The sequence below is a fragment of the Ruegeria sp. BC5 genome, from assembly GCF_056539205.1.
Genome location: NZ_JBQFUN010000007.1, coordinates 169,212 through 192,908 on the forward strand (window position 1 = coordinate 169,212; position 23,697 = coordinate 192,908).

22 protein-coding genes are annotated in these 23,697 nt (G+C 58.5%); 16 read left to right on the forward strand and 6 right to left on the reverse strand.

Going from position 1 to position 23,697, the window contains the following annotated elements; translation table 11 throughout:
- Window positions 1-5 precede the first annotated feature (5 nt).
- On the forward strand, window positions 6-1,124 hold the full coding sequence (locus tag ACR0LY_RS16005; RefSeq protein ID WP_170350921.1) for a cytochrome-c peroxidase: 1,119 nt from the start codon (window positions 6-8) through the stop codon (window positions 1,122-1,124).
- On the forward strand, window positions 1,124-1,846 hold the full coding sequence (locus ACR0LY_RS16010) for an MbnP family protein (protein ID WP_170350922.1): 723 nt from the start codon (window positions 1,124-1,126) through the stop codon (window positions 1,844-1,846). The genes ACR0LY_RS16005 and ACR0LY_RS16010 overlap by 1 nt, the downstream gene beginning before the upstream one ends.
- Before the next feature lie 15 nt (window positions 1,847-1,861).
- Here the strand turns inward: ACR0LY_RS16010 and ACR0LY_RS16015 are convergent, their stop codons facing one another.
- Window positions 1,862-3,814 carry a 3-hydroxyacyl-CoA dehydrogenase NAD-binding domain-containing protein gene (locus ACR0LY_RS16015; RefSeq protein ID WP_170350923.1) on the reverse strand — a complete coding sequence of 651 codons (1,953 nt, stop codon included), beginning with the start codon at window positions 3,812-3,814 and terminating at the stop codon, window positions 1,862-1,864.
- Between the two features lie 141 nt (window positions 3,815-3,955).
- On the opposite strand from ACR0LY_RS16015, the gene ACR0LY_RS16020 reads away from it, so the two are divergent.
- The 13 genes from ACR0LY_RS16020 (at window position 3,956) to ACR0LY_RS16080 (ending at window position 16,435) form a co-directional block, all read left to right on the forward strand.
- Window positions 3,956-6,250: a bifunctional salicylyl-CoA 5-hydroxylase/oxidoreductase gene (locus ACR0LY_RS16020; RefSeq protein ID WP_170350953.1), complete on the forward strand. Its 2,295-nt coding sequence runs from the start codon at window positions 3,956-3,958 to the stop codon at window positions 6,248-6,250.
- A complete protein-coding gene (locus ACR0LY_RS16025; protein WP_170350924.1) occupies window positions 6,247-6,978 on the forward strand; it encodes an SDR family NAD(P)-dependent oxidoreductase in 732 nt (243 codons plus the stop codon). The genes ACR0LY_RS16020 and ACR0LY_RS16025 overlap by 4 nt, the downstream gene beginning before the upstream one ends.
- Window positions 6,975-7,442 (forward strand): MarR family winged helix-turn-helix transcriptional regulator, encoded by a 468-nt coding sequence (locus ACR0LY_RS16030; protein WP_170350925.1) that lies wholly within the window; start codon window positions 6,975-6,977, stop codon window positions 7,440-7,442. The genes ACR0LY_RS16025 and ACR0LY_RS16030 overlap by 4 nt, the downstream gene beginning before the upstream one ends.
- Window positions 7,432-8,232 (forward strand): enoyl-CoA hydratase family protein, encoded by an 801-nt coding sequence (locus ACR0LY_RS16035; RefSeq protein ID WP_170350926.1) that lies wholly within the window; start codon window positions 7,432-7,434, stop codon window positions 8,230-8,232. Before ACR0LY_RS16030 ends, ACR0LY_RS16035 begins: the two co-directional genes overlap by 11 nt.
- On the forward strand, window positions 8,232-9,383 hold the full coding sequence (locus tag ACR0LY_RS16040; RefSeq protein ID WP_170350927.1) for an acyl-CoA dehydrogenase family protein: 1,152 nt from the start codon (window positions 8,232-8,234) through the stop codon (window positions 9,381-9,383). Before ACR0LY_RS16035 ends, ACR0LY_RS16040 begins: the two co-directional genes overlap by 1 nt.
- Entirely contained in the window at window positions 9,383-11,014 is a 1,632-nt protein-coding gene (locus ACR0LY_RS16045) for an AMP-binding protein (protein ID WP_170350928.1), read from the forward strand. Before ACR0LY_RS16040 ends, ACR0LY_RS16045 begins: the two co-directional genes overlap by 1 nt.
- A 110-nt stretch (window positions 11,015-11,124) precedes the next feature.
- Window positions 11,125-12,255 (forward strand): ABC transporter substrate-binding protein, encoded by a 1,131-nt coding sequence (locus ACR0LY_RS16050; RefSeq protein ID WP_254428557.1) that lies wholly within the window; start codon window positions 11,125-11,127, stop codon window positions 12,253-12,255.
- 52 nt (window positions 12,256-12,307) lie between these two features.
- A complete protein-coding gene (locus ACR0LY_RS16055; protein WP_170350930.1) occupies window positions 12,308-13,228 on the forward strand; it encodes a branched-chain amino acid ABC transporter permease in 921 nt (306 codons plus the stop codon).
- On the forward strand, window positions 13,225-14,211 hold the full coding sequence (locus ACR0LY_RS16060) for a branched-chain amino acid ABC transporter permease (protein WP_170350931.1): 987 nt from the start codon (window positions 13,225-13,227) through the stop codon (window positions 14,209-14,211). The genes ACR0LY_RS16055 and ACR0LY_RS16060 overlap by 4 nt, the downstream gene beginning before the upstream one ends.
- Entirely contained in the window at window positions 14,204-14,953 is a 750-nt protein-coding gene (locus tag ACR0LY_RS16065) for an ABC transporter ATP-binding protein (protein WP_170350932.1), read from the forward strand. The genes ACR0LY_RS16060 and ACR0LY_RS16065 overlap by 8 nt, the downstream gene beginning before the upstream one ends.
- The gene (locus ACR0LY_RS16070; RefSeq protein WP_170350933.1) at window positions 14,950-15,636 is read left to right on the forward strand and encodes an ABC transporter ATP-binding protein; all 687 of its coding nucleotides are present in this window, start codon (window positions 14,950-14,952) and stop codon (window positions 15,634-15,636) included. Before ACR0LY_RS16065 ends, ACR0LY_RS16070 begins: the two co-directional genes overlap by 4 nt.
- On the forward strand, window positions 15,636-16,043 hold the full coding sequence (locus ACR0LY_RS16075) for an acyl-CoA thioesterase (RefSeq protein WP_170350934.1): 408 nt from the start codon (window positions 15,636-15,638) through the stop codon (window positions 16,041-16,043). The genes ACR0LY_RS16070 and ACR0LY_RS16075 overlap by 1 nt, the downstream gene beginning before the upstream one ends.
- Window positions 16,040-16,435 carry a RidA family protein gene (locus ACR0LY_RS16080; protein ID WP_170350935.1) on the forward strand — a complete coding sequence of 132 codons (396 nt, stop codon included), beginning with the start codon at window positions 16,040-16,042 and terminating at the stop codon, window positions 16,433-16,435. Before ACR0LY_RS16075 ends, ACR0LY_RS16080 begins: the two co-directional genes overlap by 4 nt.
- Window positions 16,436-16,459: 24 nt before the next feature.
- On the opposite strand, the gene ACR0LY_RS16085 is transcribed toward ACR0LY_RS16080, so the two are convergent.
- From ACR0LY_RS16085 to ACR0LY_RS16105, 5 genes are all read right to left on the reverse strand, one after another.
- Window positions 16,460-17,206, reverse strand: a complete 747-nt coding sequence (locus tag ACR0LY_RS16085; protein ID WP_174820538.1) for an outer membrane beta-barrel protein — start codon at window positions 17,204-17,206, stop codon at window positions 16,460-16,462.
- 49 nt (window positions 17,207-17,255) lie between these two features.
- Window positions 17,256-18,500, reverse strand: a complete 1,245-nt coding sequence (locus tag ACR0LY_RS16090; protein ID WP_170350936.1) for a DUF3179 domain-containing (seleno)protein — start codon at window positions 18,498-18,500, stop codon at window positions 17,256-17,258.
- A gap of 59 nt (window positions 18,501-18,559) precedes the next feature.
- The gene (locus ACR0LY_RS16095; protein ID WP_170350937.1) at window positions 18,560-20,227 is read right to left on the reverse strand and encodes a sulfatase-like hydrolase/transferase; all 1,668 of its coding nucleotides are present in this window, start codon (window positions 20,225-20,227) and stop codon (window positions 18,560-18,562) included.
- Window positions 20,228-20,331: 104 nt separating this feature from the next.
- The gene (locus ACR0LY_RS16100) at window positions 20,332-21,987 is read right to left on the reverse strand and encodes a sulfatase-like hydrolase/transferase (protein WP_480641137.1); all 1,656 of its coding nucleotides are present in this window, start codon (window positions 21,985-21,987) and stop codon (window positions 20,332-20,334) included.
- Entirely contained in the window at window positions 21,980-22,258 is a 279-nt protein-coding gene (locus ACR0LY_RS16105; protein ID WP_170350939.1) for a hypothetical protein, read from the reverse strand. Before ACR0LY_RS16105 ends, ACR0LY_RS16100 begins: the two co-directional genes overlap by 8 nt.
- 95 nt (window positions 22,259-22,353) lie before the next feature.
- Between ACR0LY_RS16105 and ACR0LY_RS16110 the strand changes: the two genes are divergently transcribed.
- Entirely contained in the window at window positions 22,354-23,673 is a 1,320-nt protein-coding gene (locus ACR0LY_RS16110) for a tetratricopeptide repeat protein (protein ID WP_170350940.1), read from the forward strand.
- The last annotated feature ends 24 nt before the right edge of the window (window positions 23,674-23,697 follow it).

A 23,697-nucleotide genomic window follows, 5' to 3' on the forward strand; every position in this document is an offset into this window, starting at 1 on the left:
ACGGAATGCGTTGGGTTGTGTTGATCCTGGCCGCCGCAGGGATTGCGGTGGCTGGTTGGATGGTCTGGGATCGGATGCGCGGCCCGACGGCAACGCCCATTGCCGATTTCTCAGCCCCTTTTGTGTTCGGGCGGTTTGCCGTTCCGCCCGACAACCCGCTGACGCAAGAGGCGTTCACGTTGGGCCGGCACCTGTTCTATGACCCCATCCTGTCGGGCAACAATGAGGTGTCCTGCGCAACCTGTCACGTGCAGGAATTGGCGTTTACCGATGGGCTGGCAAAGTCGCCGACATTGTCCGGGGGTGAGCTGGACTTTAGTTCGATGAGCCTCGCCAATTTGCTTTGGGGGCAGGAGAGGTTTTTCTGGAACGGCCGTGCGACCTCGTTGGAAGAGCAGGCTTTGATGCCGATCCAACATCCGGATGAGATGGGGCAGGATATCGATGCGCTGATGGAAGAGCTTCAGGCCTCAGGGTCTTATCGCAAGATGTTTCGTCAGGCCTATGGTGCGGTCACGCCCGAAAATACGGCCAAGGCGCTGGCGACTTTCATGCGGCTTTTGATCTCGTCAAACTCGAAATACGATCAATACCTACGGGGTGAGGTCCGGCTGACCGCGCAGGAAGAACATGGGCGCAAGCTGTTCATGGCGCATCCCGATACCAAGGTGTCCCTGAGGGGCGGCAATTGCATCGATTGCCACAGTCAGTTCCTGACCTCGGGCTTTCGCGATGCGCTGGACGGGTTTTCCAACAACGGGCTGGATCCGGATGAGACCTTGCCCGACGGTCTGATGGCGGTGACGGGCAACCCGGCGCATAAGGGGTTTTTCAAGGTTCCGACCCTGCGCAACATCGCCGTCACAGCTCCCTACATGCATGACGGTCGGTTCGACACGCTGGAGGATGTAATGGACCATTACAACGATGGTATCGTGGTCAGCGATACACTCAGCCCGTTGATCCTTGAGGCCGACAACGCGCCCGAGGCGGGGCAGGAAACGGTGGGCCTGCGCATGACGCCCGATGAAATCCAGGCCATCATCGCCTTTTTGCACACTCTGACGGATGAGGCGTTTCTGACCAACCCGCAGTTTTCCAACCCGTTCGAGGGAGGGTCGTGATGCGTCCGATCATTGTAGTTTCAGCCTTGGTGGTCCTGATCGCGGGGTGGTTCGTGCTGAACCCGGGGCAAAACAAAGCCACGCCGATCACGCTGACATTCCACGCCCAGATGGGGGATGAGCCTCTGATCTATGATCAATTCATCTATGATAATCCGGGCGGGCAGGGTCTTTTCAGGGTGCGCGACTTCAGGTTCTACCTAAGCAACCTGTCTTTCGGGCACGGGGATGAAACCTATCCCGAACCCGAAAGTTATCATTTGCTGCGCTTTGACAATGCGGACAGCGCGCATTCGATCACCTTGCCTGCCGTGCCATTGCCATCGATTGAAACTGTGCGGTTTCTGATCGGTGTCGATCCGGCTGCGAACAGCTCGATTGAGGTGCGCGGGGACCTGGACCCCAACAGTCAGATGGCCTGGAATTGGGAGGTCGGGTATAAGTTCGTTGTATTCGAAGGGGCGCTGCAAGTGGGTGGGGACGTGTCCCCCCTAGTCTATCACGTGGGGTTTTCCGAGAACGCGCGCGAGGTCGAATTTTCAGTTCCGGCAGAGGTTTTGGCAGACGGAAAGCAAGAGGTTCGTCTGATCGTCGATCTGGCGAAACTATTCGACAATGCGGCACAGATCGACATGCAGGCGCTGCCCTCGGTCAAGTTCAACCGCGCTGATGCCGAGGTGCTGGCCAACAACTATGCCAACATGATCGCGCCGAGTTTCTGAGGGTGTTCAATCCAACTATGGGTGGTGTTTCAGGAACATCGGGCCGCCGCGCCAGCGTGGAAAGCCATAACCGTTGACCATGACCACGTCGATATCCTCGGGGCGCCGCGCTATGCCTTCCGTCAAAAGGGCCTGCGCCTCGGTCTGCATAGTGGTCAGAATGCGCTGGACGATCTCGGTGTCGGATATCGGAGTGCGCGCGATCTTTTTGCGCGCGGATTCCGCGAGAACAAGGTTTTCCACCCATTGCGATGGGGTCGCTTTGTCGTCCGCGTAATCGTACCAACCTTGGCTAGCCTTGCGCCCGAAACGTCCCGCCTCACACAGCTTGTCGGCAATGTGAACATAGCGCTGGGCGGGGTCGCGGGTCGCGGCTTGGCTTTTGCGCTTGGCCCATCTGATGTCGAGGCCCGCAAGGTCCTGCATCTCAAACACGCCCATGGGAAAACCAAAATCGCGCATCGCCTGATCAACGTCCCATGGGAGGGCACCGTCTTCGAGCATGTATTCGCATTCACGTCGATAGGCAGACATGATGCGGTTGCCGATAAATCCGTCACATACTCCGGCGGGTACGGCGATCTTTCCAAGCCTGCGGGCCAGCGCAAAGCCAGTGGCCACAACGGATGAGGCGGCATTGTCTGGGATGATGACCTCAACCAGTTTCATGATGTGGGCGGGTGAGAAAAAGTGCAGGCCGATCACACGTTCGGGGTGTCTGGTTTGGGCGGCCATGGCGCTGATATTCAGATACGACGTGTTGCTGGCTAGAATGGCGTCGCGCCGGATATGCTTATCAAGCTCCTGAAAGACCTGCGTTTTCAGCTCCATGTCCTCGAATACAGCCTCGATGATCAGATCGGTTTCGGTCAGAGCTTCGAATGTGGTCGTGGTTGATAAAGCGGCGGTCAGAGCCTCCTGCTTGTCTTGGTCAATCAGGCCGCGCTTTCTGCTGTTGTCTAGGATGGCTGTGATGCGACCTTGCCCGGCTGCACGGGCAGCTTCGTCCCGTTCAGCCAAGGTCACTGGCAGCCCTGCCAACAAACAGGCGGCGGCGATTCCGGCCCCCATGGTGCCCCCACCAATCACGCCGATGCTTGTGAGCGGATGGGGTTCCATGTCCTTCAGTTCGGACAGTTTAGACGCTGATCTTTCAGCAAAGAAGATGTATCGCAAGGCCGCGCTTTGCGGGTCGGATTTCAGGGCCAAAAACGTCTCACGCTCTTGACACAGAGCTTGATCCGCGGGCAGGTCGAGCGCGGTTTGCACTGCCCTGGCCGCTGCGACAGGCGCATGTGCGCCGCGCGCTTTTGAGATGACGCGGGCCCTTGCTGCTTCCCAGGCTGTTGGATCCATAACTGGTTTGGCGTTCCGGTGCCGCAATGTAGTTCTAGGCTGAGCGTTTGCGGCCGACCTGGCCAGCGCACTGGCACAGGCCATCAGGTCACCGTCGGCGATATCGTCAATCAGACCTAGGTTCAGCGCCGTCGTAGCTGAGATCGGCTTACCGCTGGTCACCATGTTCAGCGCCTCAAGCGGGTCGATCAGGCGCGGTAGTCGAACGGTGCCGCCCGCGCCAGGGATCAGGCCCAGCGTTACCTCGGGCAGGCCAAACCTGGTGCTGCGCAGCGCCACGCGGTGACTGCACCCAAGCGCGATCTCAAGTCCACCGCCAAGGACAGAACCGTGCAGTGCCGCGACCCAGGGCTTTATTGTGTCTTCAATCGCCTGGATGACGTCCGGCAGGTGGGGTTCCAATGGCGGCTTGTCAAACTCGCGTACATCCGCACCAGCAGTGAATGTCCGACCTTCAGCGCACAGTATGACGGCCTTGGCAGAGGTGTTCGCTTCGGTCTCGGCAATGGCTGCCAACAGCCCCGCGCGCACTGCCTGACTGGCCGCGTTCACAGGCGGGTTGTCGATCGTCACAACCGCCAAATCGTCCTTTGTTTCGACACGCACCACCATCCGGCCACCCGACGTTTTGGAGAATAACTGAAAGCGTAACTTCTCGCAAAAAAACTTCAAGCATAAAATATTTTAACTTGAAGGGATCAGCGACTCGGTCTAGCGTTTAAGGTATTCAGACGGATGAAGGGAAGTTTAGCGATGCGCATTGCTTGCCTTGGCGGCGGACCGGCGGGTCTTTATTTCGGGATTTCGATGAAACTTCGAAATCCGGCGGCCGAGATTGAGGTGATCGAGCGCAACCGACCCGATGACACCTTTGGCTGGGGTGTCGTTCTGTCCGATGAAACGTTGGACAATCTGGCGGTCAACGATCCGATCAGCGCTGAGAGAATTCGGGAACAGTTTGCCTATTGGGATGATGTCGCGCTGGTTCACAAAGGCCAGCGCACTGTGTCTGGCGGTCATGGGTTCTGTGGCATCGGGCGCAAGCAGCTGTTGCTGATCCTGCAGGCCCGCGCCCGCGAATTGGATGTGAAGATGCGGTTCGAAACCGAGGCTGCATCCGCCTTGGACTATATGGCCAACTATGACGTCGTCATTGCGTCGGACGGGTTGAATTCGAAAACCCGCGCCGAGTTTTCAGATGTGTTCAAACCGGATATCGACCAGCGCCTGTGTCAGTTTGTGTGGCTGGGAACGCACCAGAAATTCGACGACGCATTTACCTTTATCTTCGAGAAGACCGATAAGGGCTGGGTTTGGGCCCATGCCTATCAATTCGATCCAGACACCGCGACTTTCATTGTCGAATGCACACAAGAGACATTTGATGCCTATGGCTTTGACAAGATGAGCCAGCAGGACTCGATTGCCGTTTGCCAAGACATCTTCAAGGATCATCTGGGCGGGCATGCTCTGATGACCAATGCCAACCATATCCGTGGCTCAGCCTGGCTGCGGTTTCCGCGCGTGCTGTGTGAGAAATGGAGCCACGACAACGTCGTTTTGCTGGGGGATGCTGCGGCTACGGCGCATTTCTCGATCGGGTCGGGAACCAAATTGGCGTTGGAAAGCGCGATTGCGCTGGCCGAGTATATCCACAGCGAAGATACGCTTGAGGCTGCCTTTGCCCGTTATGAAGACGAACGGCGGCTCGAAGTACTGCGACTGCAATCGGCGGCGCGGAACTCGGTTGAGTGGTTCGAGGATGTTGAACGCTATCTGGATCTGGATTCCGTGCAGCTGAACTATTCCATGCTGACCCGGTCGCAACGGATCAGCCATGAAAACCTGCGCGAACGCGATGCTGGGTGGCTGGGCCGGGCCGAGGCCTGGTTCATGGCGCAAGCCGGGGTCGGGATCAACGCTCCCGCCCGCGCGCCCATGTTTGCGCCATTCCGTCTGCGTGGGATGGAGTTGAAGAACCGGATCGTGGTCTCACCCATGGCACAGTACAAGGCCGTGGATGGCTGCCCGACCGACTGGCATCTGATCCACTATGGCGAGCGCGCCAAGGGCGGGGCAGGGCTGGTCTATACCGAGATGACTTGTGTCAGTGCCGATGGTCGCATCTCGCCAGGTTGTCCCGGTCTGTATGCGCCCGAGCATGAGGCGGCATGGCGCCGCCTGACCGATTTCGTCCACACCGAGACCGACGCCAAGATTTGCTGCCAAATCGGTCATGCCGGGCGCAAAGGATCGACGCGCATCGGGTGGGAGGGCATGGATCAGCCGTTGGAGGAAGGCAACTGGCCCCTGATCTCCGCCTCGGCCATTGCGTGGTCAGACGACAACGCCATACCCAAAGCGATGGATCGGTCGGATATGGATCGCGTCATGGCTGAGTTCGCAGCAGCCGCCCAAATGGCTGATCGCGCCGGGTTCGACATGATAGAATTGCACGCGGCTCATGGGTATCTGATCTCGTCCTTCATCTCTCCGCTTTCAAACACACGAGACGACGACTATGGCGGCAGCCTGAAAAACCGCATGCGTTACCCGCTTGAGGTGTTCGCGGCCATGCGCGCGGTCTGGCCCGAGGCCAAGCCGATGGCAGTGCGTATATCGGCCAGTGACTGGGCGGGTGAAAACGGCATCACACCGGAAGAGGCCGTTGAGATCGCGGCGATGTTCGATGCGGCGGGGGCGGATATCGTGGATGTGTCCGCAGGCCAGACCTCGACACAGGCGCAGCCGGTTTATGGGCGGATGTTCCAGACCCCATTCTCGGACCGTATCCGCAATGAACGTGGCATCAAGACAATGGCAGTTGGCAATATCTACGAGGCCGACCATGTCAATTCGATCTTGATGGCCGGGCGCGCTGATCTGGTCTGTCTGGCCAGACCGCATCTGAACGACCCCTATTGGACCTTGCACGCAGCCACGGCGCTGGGCGACCGGCAGGAGATCTGGCCAAAACCCTATGAGGCTGGGCGCGATCAGGCCTGGCGTCTGGCCGACCGCGACGCGGAAATGGCAGGTAAGGTATGAGTCATGTGGTCATATCAGGCGGTGGCACCGGGGTTGGTGCAGCGATTGCGAAGACGTTTGCAGAGGATGGCGTGGCGATCACTCTTTTGGGTCGGACCGAGGCCACCTTGCAACAGCAGAGGCTACCTTTCGAAGTCTGCGATGTGACCGACACGGTGCAAGTACAGGCCGCTTTTGAAGCCGCCCGCGCCCAACGCGGCCCGGTCACGGCGGTCATCGCCAATGCAGGCGCGGCGCATTCGGTGCCGTTTGCCAAAATGACGGCGGATGACCTGCGCGGCATGACCGAGGTCAACTTGATCGGTGTATTCAACGTCTGGCAGGCCGGGCAGGCAGACATGCAGACGGCGGGCGCTGGGCGTCTGGTCGCCATCGCCTCAACAGCGGGATTGAAAGGCTATCCTTACGTCTCTGGCTATTGCGCCGCGAAACACGGGGTTATCGGCCTGACCCGCGCGCTGGCAGTTGAACTGGCCCCGACCGGGATCACCGTCAACGCCGTGTGCCCCGGTTTTGTAGACACGCCGATGCTGGAACGTTCGATCGAAACCATCGTCGAAAAAACGGGGATGAGCGCAGAGGACGCCGCCGCCTCGCTTCACCGGGGCAACCCCCAACGCCGGTTTATCGAAACGGATGAGGTCGCCAGCGCAGTGAAATGGCTGTGCTCGGACGCTGCGAAATCCGTGAACGGACACACGCTCAGCCTTTCGGGAGGTGAAATATGACCCCGACCCTTGCACACCCCCCGCTTGAGGATGCCTCGAAAGAACGGCTACGCCTGTGGTTGCGTCTGTTGAAAACCACCCGAGGTATCGAGGCCAAACTGCGTGAGAATTTCCGGGCCGAGTTCGACACGACCTTGCCCCGGTTCGACGTGATGGCAGCGCTCTCGCGCTTTGAGGGCGGCCTGAAAATGAGCGAGATTTCCGGCGTGCTGCGCGTCTCCAATGGCAACGTGACCGGGATCGTGGACCGGCTGGCTGACGATGGCCTGCTGGTGCGGGTGCCGGTGCCCGGAGACCGCCGCGCCCATCGTGTGTGTATGACTCAAAAGGGCCGCGCGGAATTCGCCCGCCAGGCTGCTGCGCATGAGGCATGGATCGCCGATATGCTGGGCCAATTCTCGGCCGAGGATGCAAGGACGCTCACCACCGAATTCAGCCTGCCGGAGGAGCCTAATGATCCGTGACGTCAAACATTTCCAGTGTGAGGTGCAGGACCGCGTTGCCACGGTCAGCTTGGACCGGCCTGAGCGGAAAAACCCGCTGACCTTCGACAGCTATGCCGAGCTGCGCGACTGGTTTCGCGATCTGGTCTATGTCGATGATGTGGACGCCGTGGTCTTTGCGTCGAATAGTGGCAATTTCAGCTCGGGTGGCGATGTGCATGACATCATCGGCCCGCTGACCCGCATGAATATGAAAGAGTTGTTGGCCTTTACCCGCATGACCGGCGATCTGGTCAAGGCGATGGTGAATTGCGGTAAGCCGGTGATTGCGGCGGTGGACGGTATCTGCGTTGGGGCTGGAGCGATCATCGCCATGGCATCCGATCTGCGTATCGCCACACCACAGGCGAAATGCGCCTTTCTGTTCACACGGGTTGGGCTGGCTGGTTGTGACATGGGAGCCTGTGCCATCTTGCCCCGTATCATCGGGCAGGGGCGGGCGGCAGAGCTGCTCTATACCGGGCGGTCTATGAGCGCCGAGGAGGGGCTTGGCTGGGGGTTCTACAACAGCGTGGTCGAGGCGGATCAGCTTGAGGGCGCGGCGCAGAACATGGCCCGGCGTATCTCTGCGGGACCGAATTTCGCGCATATGATGACCAAAACCATGTTGGCGCAGGAATGGTCCATGTCGATCGAACAGGCCATCGAAGCCGAGGCACAAGCGCAGGCCATCTGCATGCAGTCCGGCGATTTTGAGCGTGCCTACAACGCCTTTGTCGCCAAAGAAAAACCAGAGTTCGAGGGGGATTGATGGCAGATCGCAGCTTCCTGTCATGGCCATTTTTCGAGCCACGCCACCGCAACTGGGCCGCGCGAGTCGAAGAGGTCGTGCAGGAGCTAAAGGTCGACCATGCGGACACGGATGCCGCCTGCCGCGCGCTGGTGCGTGACTTGGGCGCGGCGGGGCTGCTGCAGCCAACTGCGGATGAAGACGGCCAGTTGGATGTGCGGACTTTGTGTCTGACCCGGGAAATCCTTGCCCGGCATGATGGGTTGGCTGATTTTTCCTTTGCCATGCAGGGTCTTGGCACCGGTGCGATTTCCCTGTTCGGCTCACCCCAGCAAAAGGCCGAATGGTTGTCAAAAACGCGCAGCGGGCAGGCGATTTCGGCCTTTGCGCTGACCGAGCCGCAGTCAGGATCCGATGTGGCGAATTCTGCCATGACCGCGACATGTGATGGCGATCACTATGTTCTGAACGGCGAAAAGACGTGGATATCGAACGGGGGCATTGCCGATGTCTACACCCTGTTCGCCCGCACGGGCGAGGCGCCGGGTGCTAAGGGATTGTCCGCCTTTGTGGTAACACCCGACTTGCCGGGGTTTGAGGTTGCCGAACAGCTGCACACCATCGCTCCGCATCCGCTGGCGACACTGCGGTTTTCTGATACGCGCATCCCAGCGTCGGCGATGATCGGCGCGCCCGGTGCCGGGTTTAAGATCGCCATGTCGGTGCTGGATGTGTTTCGCTCGACTGTGGCGGCCGCGGCGTTGGGGTTCGCCCGGCGCGCGTTGGATGAAGCGTTGACGCGGGTCAGTACCCGGCATGTGCAAGGCGCGCCGCTGTTCGATCTGCAGATGGTGCAAGGTCACATCGCCGATATGGCGCTGGACGTCGATGCGGCGGCGCTGCTGGTCTACCGCGCCGCCTGGACCAAAGACAGTGGGGCACCACGGATCACACGTGAGGCCGCAATGGCCAAGCTTTTTGCCACCGACCACGCGCAGCAGGTCATCGACAAGGCGGTACAGCTGTTCGGCGGTGATGGTGTCCGATCGGGCATGCCGGTCGAGGCGCTGTACCGTGAAATCCGGGCGTTGCGCATCTACGAGGGTGCCTCGGACGTTCAGAAAGTGGTCATCGCCCGTCAGGCAATGGCCGCGCATAGGGAGGGGAAGTGATGTTGGGACCGTCCGCACATATCGATACGTTCAGCCGCGATAGCTTGCCGTCCGAGGAGCAGTGGCCAGATTTTCTGTTGGACGGGTTCGACTATCCCGACCTTCTGAATGCTGCGTATGAGCTGACCGATGCGATGGTGGACAAGGGGTTTGGCGACAATATCGCGCTGATCGGAAACGGGCGGCAGAGGACCTACAAAGAGCTTACCGACTGGACCAACCGTCTGGCGCATGTGCTGGTCGAAGATATAAGAGTACAGCCCGGTAACCGTGTGTTGATCCGTTCGGCAAATAACCCGGCCATGGTGGCCTGCTGGCTGGCCGCGACCAAAGTTGGGGCCGTGGTCGTCAACACTATGCCCATGCTGCGGGCGGGAGAGTTGACCAAACATGTGGACAAGGCCGAGATCCAGTTCGCCCTCTGCGATACGCGTTTGATGGAGGAAATGGAAACCTGCGCACAGGGTAGCCGGTTCCTAGAGCGCGTCGTGGGGTTCGACGGCACCTCAAACCACGATGCCGAACTTGATCGTCTGGCGCTGGAAAAACCGGTTCAGTTCGAATGCGTGCAAACGGGTCGCGATGACGTTGCCCTTCTGGGATTCACCTCAGGTTCGACCGGAGAGCCCAAGGCCACGATGCACTTTCACCGCGATCTGATGATCATCGCCGATGGTTATGCGCGCGAGGTTCTGAACGTGCAGCCTGAGGACGTCTTTGTCGGGTCCCCTCCATTGGCATTCACTTTCGGGCTGGGTGGACTGGCGGTGTTTCCACTGCGATTTGGGGCAACGGCGACCTTGCTGGAACAAGCCTCTCCCTCCGGTATGATCGAGATCATCGAGAAGTATAAAGCCACCGTCTGTTTCACAGCTCCAACCGCCTATCGGGTCATGTTGCAAGCGATGGAGGACGGGGCCGATCTGTCCAGCCTGCGCGCTGCCGTTTCGGCGGGCGAGACGTTGCCCAAACCCGTCTATGACGACTGGATTGCACGTACAGGCAAGCCGATGCTCGATGGCATCGGGGCCACGGAATTGCTGCATATCTTCATCTCAAACCGGTTCGATGATCACCGGCCCGCTTGCACCGGAAGGCCGGTCAAAGGGTACGAAGCGAAGGTTTTGAACCGCGACGGGACCGAGGCCAAAACGGGTGACATCGGCCGGTTGGCGGTGCGAGGCCCGACCGGCTGCCGATATCTGAATGATGATCGTCAAAAGGATTATGTTCACGACGGCTGGAACATCACCGGCGACAGTTTCTATCAGGACGAGGGTGGCTATTTCCATTTCGCGGCACGCAATGATGATATGATCGTCTCGGCCGGGTACAACATCGCAGGCCCCGAGGTCGAAGCCGCGCTGCTGGCGCATGAGGCTGTTCTGGAATGCGCTGTGATCGGTGCCCCAGACCCGGATCGGGGCGAAATTGTCGAGGCGCATGTCGTGCTGACCGAAGGTGCTGTGGCAGAAGATACCCTGCGCGAGGCGCTGCAAACTCATGTCAAATCCGTAATCGCGCCCTACAAGTACCCACGCTCGATCCGGTTCTGCGACGCGTTGCCAAAGACTGCGACGGGAAAAATTCAGCGCTTCAGGTTGAAATCCCCCTCGACGAACGGGGCGTGATCGGTGTGAATAGCGGCATAACAAAAAAGAACGCCCTGTCAGGGGCATAGGCTGAACGCGGGGAAGATTGGCAAAAGGCGCGTTCGAAAGACCAACGAAGGGAGATGAAGATGAAAAAGTTTCTAGCGGCCGCTGCGGTTTCCGCGCTGTGCGCCACCGGTGCGGTGGCCGAGGTCAAGGTCGGGATGATCACCACGCTGTCCGGCGGCGGGGCCGGGTTGGGCATCGATGTGCGGGACGGGTTCATGCTGGCCATCGCGCAATCGGGCCGCGACGATATTGAGGTTGTAATCGAAGACGACCAGCGCAAGCCCGACATCGCCGTGCAGTTGTCGGACAAGATGATCCAATCCGAACGGGTCGATGTGATGACCGGTATCATCTGGTCCAACCTTGCCATGGCGGTTGTGCCTGCGGCGGTGAACCAGAACGTATTCTATCTGTCGCCCAATGCGGGCCCGTCTCCCTTGGCCGGGAAAGGTTGCCATCAGAACTATTTCAACGTCGCCTGGCAGAACGACAACCTGCACGAGGCTGCGGGGGCCTATGCCAACGGTGCGGGCTATAAGAACAGTTTCATTCTGGCCCCGAACTATCCGGCTGGCGTGGATGCCTTGACCGGCTATAAGCGGTTCTTCGAGGGTGACTTGGCCGGTGAAATTTATACCGAACTGGGACAGACCGACTATGCTGCTGAAATCGCCCAAATCCGGGCTAGCGATGCAGACAGTGTGTTCTTCTTCCTGCCGGGCGGTATGGGGATTTCCTTCCTCAAGCAATATGCCGACAGTGGGATCGACCTGCCCGTGGTCGGTCCGGCCTTCAGCTTTGATCAGGGCATCCTGCAGGCAGTTGGTGATGCGGCAATGGGTGTGGTGAACACCTCCCAGTGGAACAAGGATATCGACAACCCGACCAATGCGGCGTTTGTAGAAAGCTTTCAGGCGGAATACGGACGTCTGCCTTCGCTCTACGCAAGTCAAGGGTTTGACACCGCCAATCTGCTGCTGTCGGCGCTGGACAAGGCCGACCCGTCAGATGCCGATGCTTTCCGTGAGGCGCTGCGAGCGGCCGAGTTCGACAGCACCCGCGGCGATTTCAGCTTTGGCCCAAACCATCACCCGGTTCAGACCATCTATGCGCGTGAAGTGATCAAGGAAGGTGACGTATTCACCAACAAGATCCTCGGCGTTGCGCTGGAAAACCACTCTGACGCATATGCGGCCGAGTGCAAAATGTAACTGACCCTCTGCCTGCCCCCGATTGCGGGGCGGGCAGACCACCGGAGTTCCCATGTCCTCGATCCTGATTATCGAGCAGATCCTTAACGGGCTGCAGTTCGGTGTGATGCTGTTCCTGATGGCGGCTGGCCTGACGCTGATTTTCGGCGTGATGGGTCTTATCAATCTGGCCCATGGCTCGCTGTATATGGTGGGGGCTTTTGCAGCGGCAGCTGTGGCGGGCGCAACTGGGTCTTTCCTGCTGGCGCTGGTTGCGGCCCTGGCTGCCGCAGCGCTGGCCGGAGCGATTGTCGAGATGGTGGTGATCCGGCGATTGTACAACGCGCCGCATCTGGATCAGGTGCTGGCCACCTTTGCGCTGATCCTGATCTTTTCTGAAGGAACACGCTGGGTCTTTGGCTCTTTTCCGCTGTTTCTGGACATTCCCGACGCGCTGTCCGGACCTGTCATTTTGCCGGGCGGGATCGAATACCCCCTATATCGCCTGACCCTGATTGGCATCGGGCTAGCCGTGGCTGTGGGTCTTTGGGCGCTGATTGAACGCACCCGTCTAGGCATTCAAATACGAGCGGGAGAGAATGATCGTGAGATGATCGCGGCACTGGGCGTCGATATCTCGAAACTCTACACGCTGGTTTTTGCGTTGGGCGCGGCGCTGGCCGGATTGGCTGGCGCTTTGGTCGGGGCGATTCAATCGGTTCAGGTCGGGATGGGAGAACCGGTGCTGATCCTGGCCTTTGTGGTCATTGTCATCGGCGGGATCGGTTCAGTTCGTGGTGCCTTTATCGGCGCGCTGCTGGTCGGGCTGACCGACACGCTGGGCGGGGTGTTCCTGCCCGAATTGTTCAAGCTGTTCATGGACAATGGCGCGGCACAGAAAAGCGGCTCAGCGCTGGCCTCTATGGGGATTTACGTGCTGATGGGGCTGGTGCTGATCTGGCGACCCACCGGGTTGTTCGGAGCACGCACATGAGGTTGAATGAAAAATACCTCAATGCCGCGATGATCTTGGGCCTGCTGGTGTTGCCGCTTTGGGCCGTTGTGGCTGATCAACCCTTTACGATCACATTGGTGACGCGGGCGGTGATCCTTGCGCTGGCGGCTGTGGGGTTGAACATCATCCTTGGGATCGGCGGCATGGTCAGCTTTGGTCATGCAGTGTTCTTTGGGATCGGAGGGTACGCGATGGGCATCCTTGCCTATCACGCGCAGACCTACACGGCGCTTGATCTGGGACTATTCACCACCGATGGCACCAAAGCTATGCCGGTGATCTGGCTGGTGGCGATGATCCTTTCAGGGATTGTCGCGTTCTTTATCGGGCTGCTGTCGCTGCGCACGTCCGGGGTGTATTTCATCATGATCACGCTCGCCTTTGGGCAGATGTTTTTCTACTTCGCGATCTCCTGGGCGCAGTACGGGGGTGAGGATGGGCTGTCGATCTATGTCCGCAACGACTTTCCTGGTCTGAACACACTAGCACCGATCCAGTTCTATGGCATCTGTTTCACGCTGCTTTGTGTGGTGCTATTTCTGTTCGCCCGCCTTCAGGGCTCACCCTTCGGATTGGCGCTGAACGCGGCGCGTCAGACGCCCACTCGGGTTGAGACCGTGGGCCTGAACCCGATGCGGTTGAAGCTGTTGGCCTTTGTCCTTTCGGGGGCAATCACCGGGTTGGCAGGCGCGCTGTTTGCAGACCTGAACCGCTTTGTCTCCCCCACGATGTTCAGTTGGCAATTGTCGGGTGAATTGATCGTGCTGATCATCATCGGAGGGGTGGGGCGCTTGATGGGGCCGGTCATCGGGGCCTGCGTCTTTGTCGCGTTGGAACATTTTTTGGGCGAGCTAACTGACTTCTGGCACGTCTACCTGGGCGTGGTCCTGCTGTGCATTGTGTTGTTCGGGCGTGGGGGGCTGATCGGTCTGCTGACCGGGAAAGAGGGGGCACATGTCTGATCCCGTCCTTTCCACGCTGAACCTGAACAAAAGCTTTGGCGCACTCAAGGCCACGGACGACGTGTCGATTGACCTGATACCCGGCGAAATCCATGCGATCATCGGCCCAAACGGGGCGGGCAAATCGACGCTGATCCAACAGATTTGCGGTGGGTTGCAGCCAGATTCCGGGCGGGTCCTGCTGAATGGTCAAGATGTCTCGGGGCATAGCACGCAGGCGCGGGCGCGGGCCGGGCTGGGGCGCACCTTTCAGATTTCCCAATTGTGCATGGAAGATACTGTTCTGGAAAACGCCGTGCTGGGCGCGATGGGGGCCGAGCATATGGCTTGGCGGTTCTGGCGACCTGCCTTGAAACGACCCGCGCTGCGCGAGCGGGCCGAGGCAGCGTTGGAGCGCGTGGGCCTCAGCGATGACCGCGATACGCGCTGTGCCAACCTCAGCCATGGTCAGCGGCGGCAATTGGAGGTTGCAGTTGCTTTGACCTTGTCCCCCAAAGCCTTTGTGATGGACGAGCCAATGGCCGGGCTTGGTGCCGGAGGGTCGAAACGACTGACGGGTTTTCTTGACGGGTTGAGGCAGGAAGCGCCCATTTTGCTGGTCGAGCATGACATGGACGCGGTTTTTGCGTTGGCCGACCGGATCAGCGTGCTGGTCTATGGCAAGGTCATCGCCACGGGCACGGCGGACGAAATCCGCACCAGCCGCGAGGTGCGCGACGCCTATCTGGGGGACGAGGCATGAGTCTGCTGCGGATAGAAAACCTCAGCGCCTCTTATGGTGTCAGTCAGGCCCTGTTTGGTGTGGGTCTTGAGATTGCGCAGGGTGAGGTCACTGCCCTGATGGGGCGGAACGGGATGGGTAAGACCACCACGGTGAAGGCCATTTGCCGGATGATCCGGTCAGACGGCACGCTGACGCTGGACGGTCAGGACCTGCATGCGCTGCCCAGTTACAAGGTCGCGCGCAAAGGCGTGGGGCTGGTGCCCGAAGGGCGCCGCTGTTTTGCCGACCTGACTGTGCGTGAAAACTTGATTGCGGCGGCATGTCCAGGGGATTGGACCCTGCGTGGTGTGACCGAGTTGTTTCCCCGGTTGGGTGAACGGCAGGGGCAACGGGCGGTTTCCCTGTCGGGAGGAGAGCAGCAGATGCTGGCGATAGGTCGCGCGCTGATGACCAACCCCCGACTGCTGATCCTGGATGAGGCCACTGAGGGGCTTGCCCCGATCGTCCGGCAGGAAATCTGGGCAGCGCTGCACCGCCTGCGGCAAGAGACCAACGTGGCGATCCTGCTGATCGACAAATCACTAAAGGAACTTGCGGCTGTTTCTGACAAAGCGGTCATTCTGGAGAGGGGCCGCACCGTCTGGACCGGTGCCATCACTGACCTGACCCCTGAAATTTCCGAAAAGTATGTGGGGGTCTGATGGCGTTTGAGTTTCATCAAAAAGTCTTGTTCAAACATTGCGACCCTGCCGGGATCGTGTTCTTTCCGCGTTACTTCGAGATGATCAATGATTGCGTCGAGGCGTTCTTTGATCAGGGCTTGAACGCGCCGTTCCACGATCTGCATCGCGCAGGTGCCGTACCAACTGTTCAGATCCAGACCCAGTTTCCCGCACCCAGCCGCCATGGAGACCAATTGGTTTTCCAACTTGAAATCTCACAGATCGGCAACAGCTCGGCGGGGTACACGATGACCGCCCGTTGTGGGGACGAGGTGCGGCTGACGACCTCGGCGACATTGGTCCACGTCAACACCGATGGCCGCCCCGAGGCGTGGCCAGATACCATCCGCAGCAAGCTGGAAACATTCAGAAAGGACGCGACATGAGCCATAAGATCATTCAGCCCGACGGCTGGCTTCCGGCCAAAGGCTATGCGAACGGCGTTCTGACCAAGGATGGAACCTTGCATATTGGCGGCCAGATCGGATGGGACGCGAACAAGGAATTCGTCAACGGCGGCTTTATTGGCCAGATGAAACAGGCCCTGCAAAATATCGTGGACATTGTCGAAGCCGCAGGTGGTGAGATAACCGACGTGACCCGCTTGACCTGGTTTGTCATCGACAAAAGCGAATACCTGGCAAAACAGGCCGAAGTCGGCGCAGCCTACCGAGAGGTGTTTGGCAGGCACTTCCCCGCCATGTCGATGATCATCGTTGCCGGTTTGGTCGAAGACGAAGCCATGGTTGAGATTGAGGCCACAGCGCATCTGTCGTAACCTAGGTTGTTAAAGATTGCGCACTCAGAACCGGTAAGTAGCACCTATCAGCGGGCCGGATTGATCGAATTCGTAATCATTGCCGTCAATATCGTGGTCGAAAGATATGTAACGGTATCCACCCCGCAGCATCCACCTGTCGTTGATGATGTAGTCTGCAGTCAGCAGAACCGACCAGGTCTGGCTGCCGCTGCGAAATCCTCCGTAATCCACATAAGCGGTGCTAGTCCATGAATCGGATAGCGTAAACCGTGCCCGGACCCCAACCACTGGGTCGACCCAACTTTCGTCGGCAGTAGAGGTAAAGGCGGGACCTCCTACAGGTGTCAGCGAGAAATCAGTGTCGGTACTGTACCACCTGAAGCCGCCCGCAAGGTCCACCTTGACGGTTGGATCATTACGCACTCGGTAACCCAATAAGGCCGTCAGGAACTGTGTCTTGACCGAAGTTTCAAGGTCGCCGCCGCCAGGCCCGGTATCGCCAAAGGACAAGTTGGTATAGTTATAGTCGGCCAGCACGCTCCATTGCCCGTTTGTTGCCGCCAGCGCGCCCATGAACGCAAAGTCGAGGTTTTCCAGCGCGTCTGTAAAGCTAAGTGTCGCGTCAAGCGTACCCCTAGGGGTTTCAATGCTGGTCTCGGTCTCGGGCATGAACAGATAGATAGTGGCCTCGTAAGACCAATCGGACTGCTGCGCCGAGGTGGGTGCTGCCACGGATATCAGTAAGGCCGCTGCGACGGTGCCGAGCCTTGTTTTTTTGGTTTGTACCATTCTGTCCCTCACTATTTCTGTCTTAAATTATGTGTTTCCGAAATGGGTCCTATGCCGCTACGTCCTTAGAGTCCGTTGCGCCCGAGCCGACGCGATTTATGTCAGTGTCCGGGAAAAACTCGGACCAGACGTGCCAGAATACTCCGGCCCGCAGAGTTTCTACCCGTTGCAACTGACCCTGGTCCGACACACCCCAGAAATCGCAATGTGAAACGGGCTGACCACTGTCATTATACCACACGCCCAAGCTTTCGTATTTCGGGTCCAAACTGACTACGACATCGCGGCCACCGACGGTGGCGTTGACGATCCAGTTGTTGTCGGTGACGAAATCATCCGTCCAGCAGGCGGCATCCTTGCCGATTGTGATCCCCCAGACATAGGTCTTGTTGGGCAGCCGGTCATCGGAACGATCCATATTGTCCATTACGGGTGCTTCTTCCTGATGCTGGCGGCCGATGCCCCAGCCAAAGGTGATCTCGGTCACCATGTCCAGCAGCCGCAGCAGAGGATTGGACGAGGGTTTGTTCAGAAAGACTTCGCCGTCGGGAAAGGCCTTATGGAATCCTCGGAACGTCATCCGGTAGGTCGGCCAGGGCTTCATCTGCGCCTCGGGGCGCAGGGGGCAGGCGAGCCCATCTGCGTTCGGGTCGCGGTCGGCCTCGCGGAAGCCATAGATATGCTGGATCGGTTCGCCGGATTCATTGTCGCGCAGGATCAGGTTGTTGCCGTGCTGGGCCAGCACCTCAAGGTCCAGCCGCTTGCCCTCGATCCGTGGGGTGTATCCCTGGCCGAGGTTGGCCATTGCGCAATAGGTCATCACCACATCTTCACCGCCCAACCCATCGACGTCACCGGCCAGATGAGGTCGCATGATCTGTGCATCCGGGTGCGCGCGGGCATGGCCGTTGTGATCCATCACGATGACCGGCGCGGTTGGGCCAACATATTTGCGGGCCTCGCTGATCGGAAAGAAGGCCGCGTCGTTCAACTGGTTACGCAGGCCCAGATGCACCCAGACAAAAGGGAAGCCGTAAAAGAACAGCACCAGCAACGCAGACAAAGCCCACAACCAGAACGACCCGCCACCCAAAAAGAGAAAGGTCAGCGTGGAGACAGCAAATGCACCCAACCCGATACCGATCAGGCGGTATTCATGCCGGATGAACCGCACCATATTCTCGCGCTTCACCTTCAACAGCATTTGCGAGATGTCGCCCAGATCGCGGAAATAGACAAAGCCAATGCCAAGCGTCACCACTATGCCAAGTGCGAAGATTATGTTTCCAGCCATCGCCTTACCTGCTGTCAGTTGAAAAGGCCGCCCGCGGAAATACTGCGGGCAGTCTAAGCTTATTGTTGTGACGATTGGCGTTTGACCAGGAACGCTTCAACCGCTTGCTGTGTCTCGGGGCGGATGTTGTCGATGCCCTCGTACGGAACACCCGTGGCCGGAGGAGTATCCGGGAATTTTTCCTTTCGCGCATTGTGGCGCCCGAGAATCCGAACGAACTCCTGTCCACCCCAGGCACCAACTTCGGTCGACACCGAATACTCCTCACGCGTGTCGCGATATAGGTCGAAAAACTTGGCAACAATCGGGCTTTCACCGGGTCCCGGCAGCTTGAGCTTGAGCTGATCTTTGACGATAGCTTCGGGCTTGGCGACCGAGTAGATGATCACGTGATCCCGGCGTGCTTTGGATTCATCGGCAAAAAGAAGTGCGGCTGATTGGTCCACACCATCGACAAGCCGGTCGCGAGGGATGAACTCTTCCGCACCAGCAAACCGCGCAAACGTTGTGTACATATCAGAGACATGAACAATGCTGTTCAACAATGCGTCTTCTTCAATCATTCCCGGCCAGCGAATAAAGGCATCAACACGAACACCACCTTCCGTCGTGTCAGCTTTTCCACCGCGGAAGATCATTGGGGTAAACCCTGATTGCGGAGAATACTTGGTGAAATGGCCATTGTCGCCCATTACGACAATGATGGTGTTCTCGGTTAGCCCAAGCTCGTCCACTTTGGCGAATAGGTCACCAAGCCATTGATCCAGCAACTGCATTTTGTCGACATACAGCCCGCCGTTGGCGCTTTCGGGTCCGTCACGACCAGCACGCGTGTTATCCAGGGGAATCATTGGCCAATATTGGAGAAAGAAAGGTTCTTCATCGCCGGCCAAACGCTCAAGTTCAGATAGGGTTTTGTCCTGAAAGGCTTGGTTCATCTCGTCGTATTTGGCGGCATTCCAACGTTCGCCTGTTTCCATGCGGATTTCGCGGATCGGACCGTCGGCCTCGCCTTCGATTACTGTCATCATCGCGGATGCATCAGGTCTGAACCAATTGTCCAAAGTGTATTTGTCGTCATAATCGCGGATCGCGACAGATACCTGTTCCTTTATGGCATCATCGTTGAAAATGGTCAGTTGTCCTTGCTGATGTACGGCCATTTGGGCGTAGTCAAAGCCTTGGTTCATGGCCCAGCTTTCAGCGATGTCCCCCATGTGCCATTTTCCCACATGGCTTGTGGCATAGCCCGCCTGTTTCAAAACTTCCGGTAGGGTGACCTCATCGCCAGGCAAGCCAAACCCTGCTATATCCACGGCGGTGTCGCCCATCCCCATCCTTACCGGCAAACGCCCAGTCATCTGTGCCACACGGGTCGGCGTGCATGATGGCTCAGTGTACATACGCACCATTCGCATGGCCTGATCCGAGAAATCGTTGATGTTTGGCGTCTCATAGCCCCGCACTGCGTTCAATTCGGGGATGCCCATGTCGCCAAAGCCCAAATCATCGATCAACACGCTGATGATGTTCGGAGGATTGCCACCGTTGCCGTCCCTAAACGCGGCCAATGCTTCGTTTACAGCAGCATCATCCTGTGCCCATTGGTCGGCGTGCTGGGCCTGCAGAACGTAAAATTCGGCGTCGTGCTGAATGGGGTTTTCCTGCGCCAATGCCGATGTGGCCACAAGACCTGATGATAAGGTGATTAACCATCCCAGTTTCATTCCGTACTCCCCTTGTATGCAAGATGTTCTCTTGGCCTATGGCTGCCGAGGTATTCTCACATTGAAACATTATGATGTTTATTTCTAAAATTCTACGGTTTACCTCATTGCCAGCTCATGAAGGTTTCGCGCGCCAGTTCCGATTCCGGACGCAGGTTTTCGATCCCTTCATAGGGCAGGCCAGTGCCAATCTCAGAATGCGGGTATTTGGCGATCATTTTCTGATGGCGTTTGACCATGTCCTGAAACGAGGCCCCGGCCCAAAGGGAATACCCCACCAGCGGGTGTTCTTCGCGCGGGTCGCGATAGATGTTGTAGGTCGGTGCGCCAGCGCCGGGTTGTCCGGGGGCGGGCAGGTGCATCTTGAACTCTTGCTTGACCACAGACCGGAGGACCGGCCCCTCGTAAACATAGACATAATCGCGCCGTCCGTGGCCTTCGCCGTTCAGCAAAAGGGCGGTCTGGTCGATGCCGTCAATTACGCGGTCGCGCGGTATATAGTCAGTCGCCCCCGCGATCCGGGCCATTGTGGTGTAGATATCAGAGACGTGAAAGATATCGCCCGCCGCACTATTGGCTTCGATCACATTGGGCCAGCGGATAAAGGCATCGGTGCGTACGCCGCCCTCAAGATGCTGGGTCTTGCCGCCGCGATAGATCAGTTGGTTCAGGCCTGAGGTGCCCTCGTAGTGATACATCAGGCCATTGTCGGCCATCAGGACGACGATTGTGTTGTCGGCTTCGCCGGTTTCTTCCAGCGCGGCCAGCAGATCACCGATCCAGCTGTCCAGCAATTGTAGCTTGTCCGCGTGAAAGCCCCCGTTGCGTGAAATCGCTTGATCGGGATAGACGAAATTCAGCGGGTATAGCGGCCAGTATTGCAGGAAGAATGGCGCATCTTCAGCCGCAACGCGCTGAAGTTGTTCCAGAGCTTGCTGCTGATAGCGCAGGTTCATGTCTTCGTATTTCACCTGCGTCCAAACCTCGCCCGCCGCCATGTCGACTTCGCGGGCCACGCCCCCCGCCTCGGCCTCGACACCTGTGACCAGACCGTAGGGTTTGAACCGCGCGTCCAGAAGGAACTGATTGTTCTGTCCTTCGGGTACATAGCCGAGCATGGCATTGGACCGCATCGCCTCGGGGGTCATGAGGCTCAGCTGTACTTGTTGGTGCAGGGGGAAGGCGGCCCAGTCGAACCCCTGATTGTGGGGGTAGGATTGTTCGATATCGCCCTGATGCCATTTGCCGACATGGGCGGTGTTATAGCCCGCTTGTTTCAGGATTTCAGGGAGAGTGACTTCTGAGGCCGGAAGACCCTCGCCCACCAGCGCCACCTTGACCTCTTCCACCCCGGCTCGCACCGGATGGCGGCCCGTTAGCATTGCCGTGCGTGTGGGTGTGCAGGAGGGTTCTGTATACATTCGCATCAGCGACAGACCCTCGGTTGCCAGCTGGTTGATGTTCGGTGTCTCGATCCCCATGACGTAGTTCATCTTGCGGTCGCCCATCTGACCAAAGCTCACGTCATCAATCAGGATGTAAAGGAAATTGGGTGGTTGGCCGCCATTCGCATCGCGGATTTCGGCAAGCTTGGCGTCAATTTCAACATCCTGTGCGTCCCAGGCCGTGCCGAACTGCGCGCGCAGGTATTCGAACTCACCATCGTGAATGATTGGGGTGTCCTGAGCAATGGCCGGGCTGGCGGTCAGGATCAGCAGGGGCAGAAGGGTACAGAGTTTCATAGTCAACCTTTCACTCATTTGTGCGGTCAGGGGCGTGCAGCCGTTTTTCAATACTGCTTCGCAGGTCCGAGACACTTTCGGCCAGATCCGCGAGGTAACGGGTCTGCGTTCCACCTGCGGATCGCGGGGCAAGCGCCAACTCGCGGAGTACCTCGTGGTAATCGGCGCAGATTTGGTCAAACTCCTTGTCCCGCGCGCGCAATGCCTGCAATTGATGTGCCGCGCCGGGAAACTGTGCTGCAAAGAAGTCATCATCTGTCATTGTAACGGCATCCGCTGGATTCGCCATTCAAACATGCCTGTCCAAGAATATGTCTTGAACGTATTAAACCGCATGCTACCGTAGCAGCATGCCGCCAAGTCCTTACCTTGAAAGGATAGTTCTTGACTGCCGCAACCGACGATACCACGCAGAGGGATGCAGGATCGTTCCCAAAGGAACAGATCCAGTCGGCGCTTGATCGGGTTCTTGCGTCGAAGGATTTCAAGGGTTCGGCGCGGATGCAGTCCTTTCTGACCTATGTCGTGACCGAGGCGCTTGCCGGACGCACGGATGAAATCCGCGCCAAGACGATTGCCATGGATGTCTACGGTTACAGCACCGATGACCTGTCCCGGCGTGAGGGGGTGGTGCGTGTCGACGCGGGTCGCGTTCGGCGCAAACTTAAGGCGTATTACGGGGGGCAAGGCGCGTCGGACCCGGTGGTCATCACCTTGCCCGTCGGCAGCTACGCGCCAGAGTTTCAGTCGGGTGCGGCCGAGGTTGGAGGTAAGCGCAACCTGCTGCTGGTCGGAGCGATGACTGGAGCGGTTCTGCTGGGCCTTGGCGGTTATGTGGCAACCACGCATCTGAGCGGCCGCAATGGGCCACCGATCACCGGCGATCAATCCACGATCTACGATGTTTCTCCGACACGGGTCGAGGCGATGAACCTGTGTAGCGCTGGTCAGGACCTGATTTTTCCGGTTGTGGATTTACAACGACTCCGCCCGGCTCTGATGGTGTTTGAAACGGCTATACAGCGAGACCCGCTGTATTACTGCGGCTATGCAGGGGCTGCGCAGGTGGAAACCATGCTTGCCATTTTGCAGTTCTACGATCCTGTCGCAGAGGAGTTGCTTGCAGCCGCCGATAAGAACAGCGCCCATGCACTTGAACTGGCCCCGGATGCGCCCTGGGCTTTGTCTGCCAGAGCATGGTCTGAGTTCGCTGCTGGCAATTTCGATCAGGCCGTCAGTCTGACTCACAGGGCAACCAAGCTGGCCCCCAATGATCCACATATTGCGGAATTTGACGCCCTGATATCGCTTTATACTTCTGACTTTGAACGCGTACTTTCACAGGCACAGCATTATCAGGCGCTGGCTGAAGATGGTGGTGGGTCGGTGGCCGGAAACGCGCTGGGTGCGGCGCAGTTTCACACCGGCGACTATGCGGGCTCAATCCGAACCTATGAGAATACGATCGCGCGCGGCGGCCCATTCGGGCCAATTTCAACTGCCTATCTGATGGCCGCGCATTGGAGAAACGGTGATCGGGGTGAGGCACGCAGACTGGCCGAATTATACGCCAGGACCTGGCCAAACTTTCCGTTGGGGGCGTTGAAAACCAGGGTATTTGCCGATCCAGGTCCTGTACGGGATTTGACTTCGGCAATGCGCGCCGCCGGGTGGGGTAGTGCAGACCCCACAACCGCCGAGTAAAACCTGACGGTTGTGGGGGGGTCA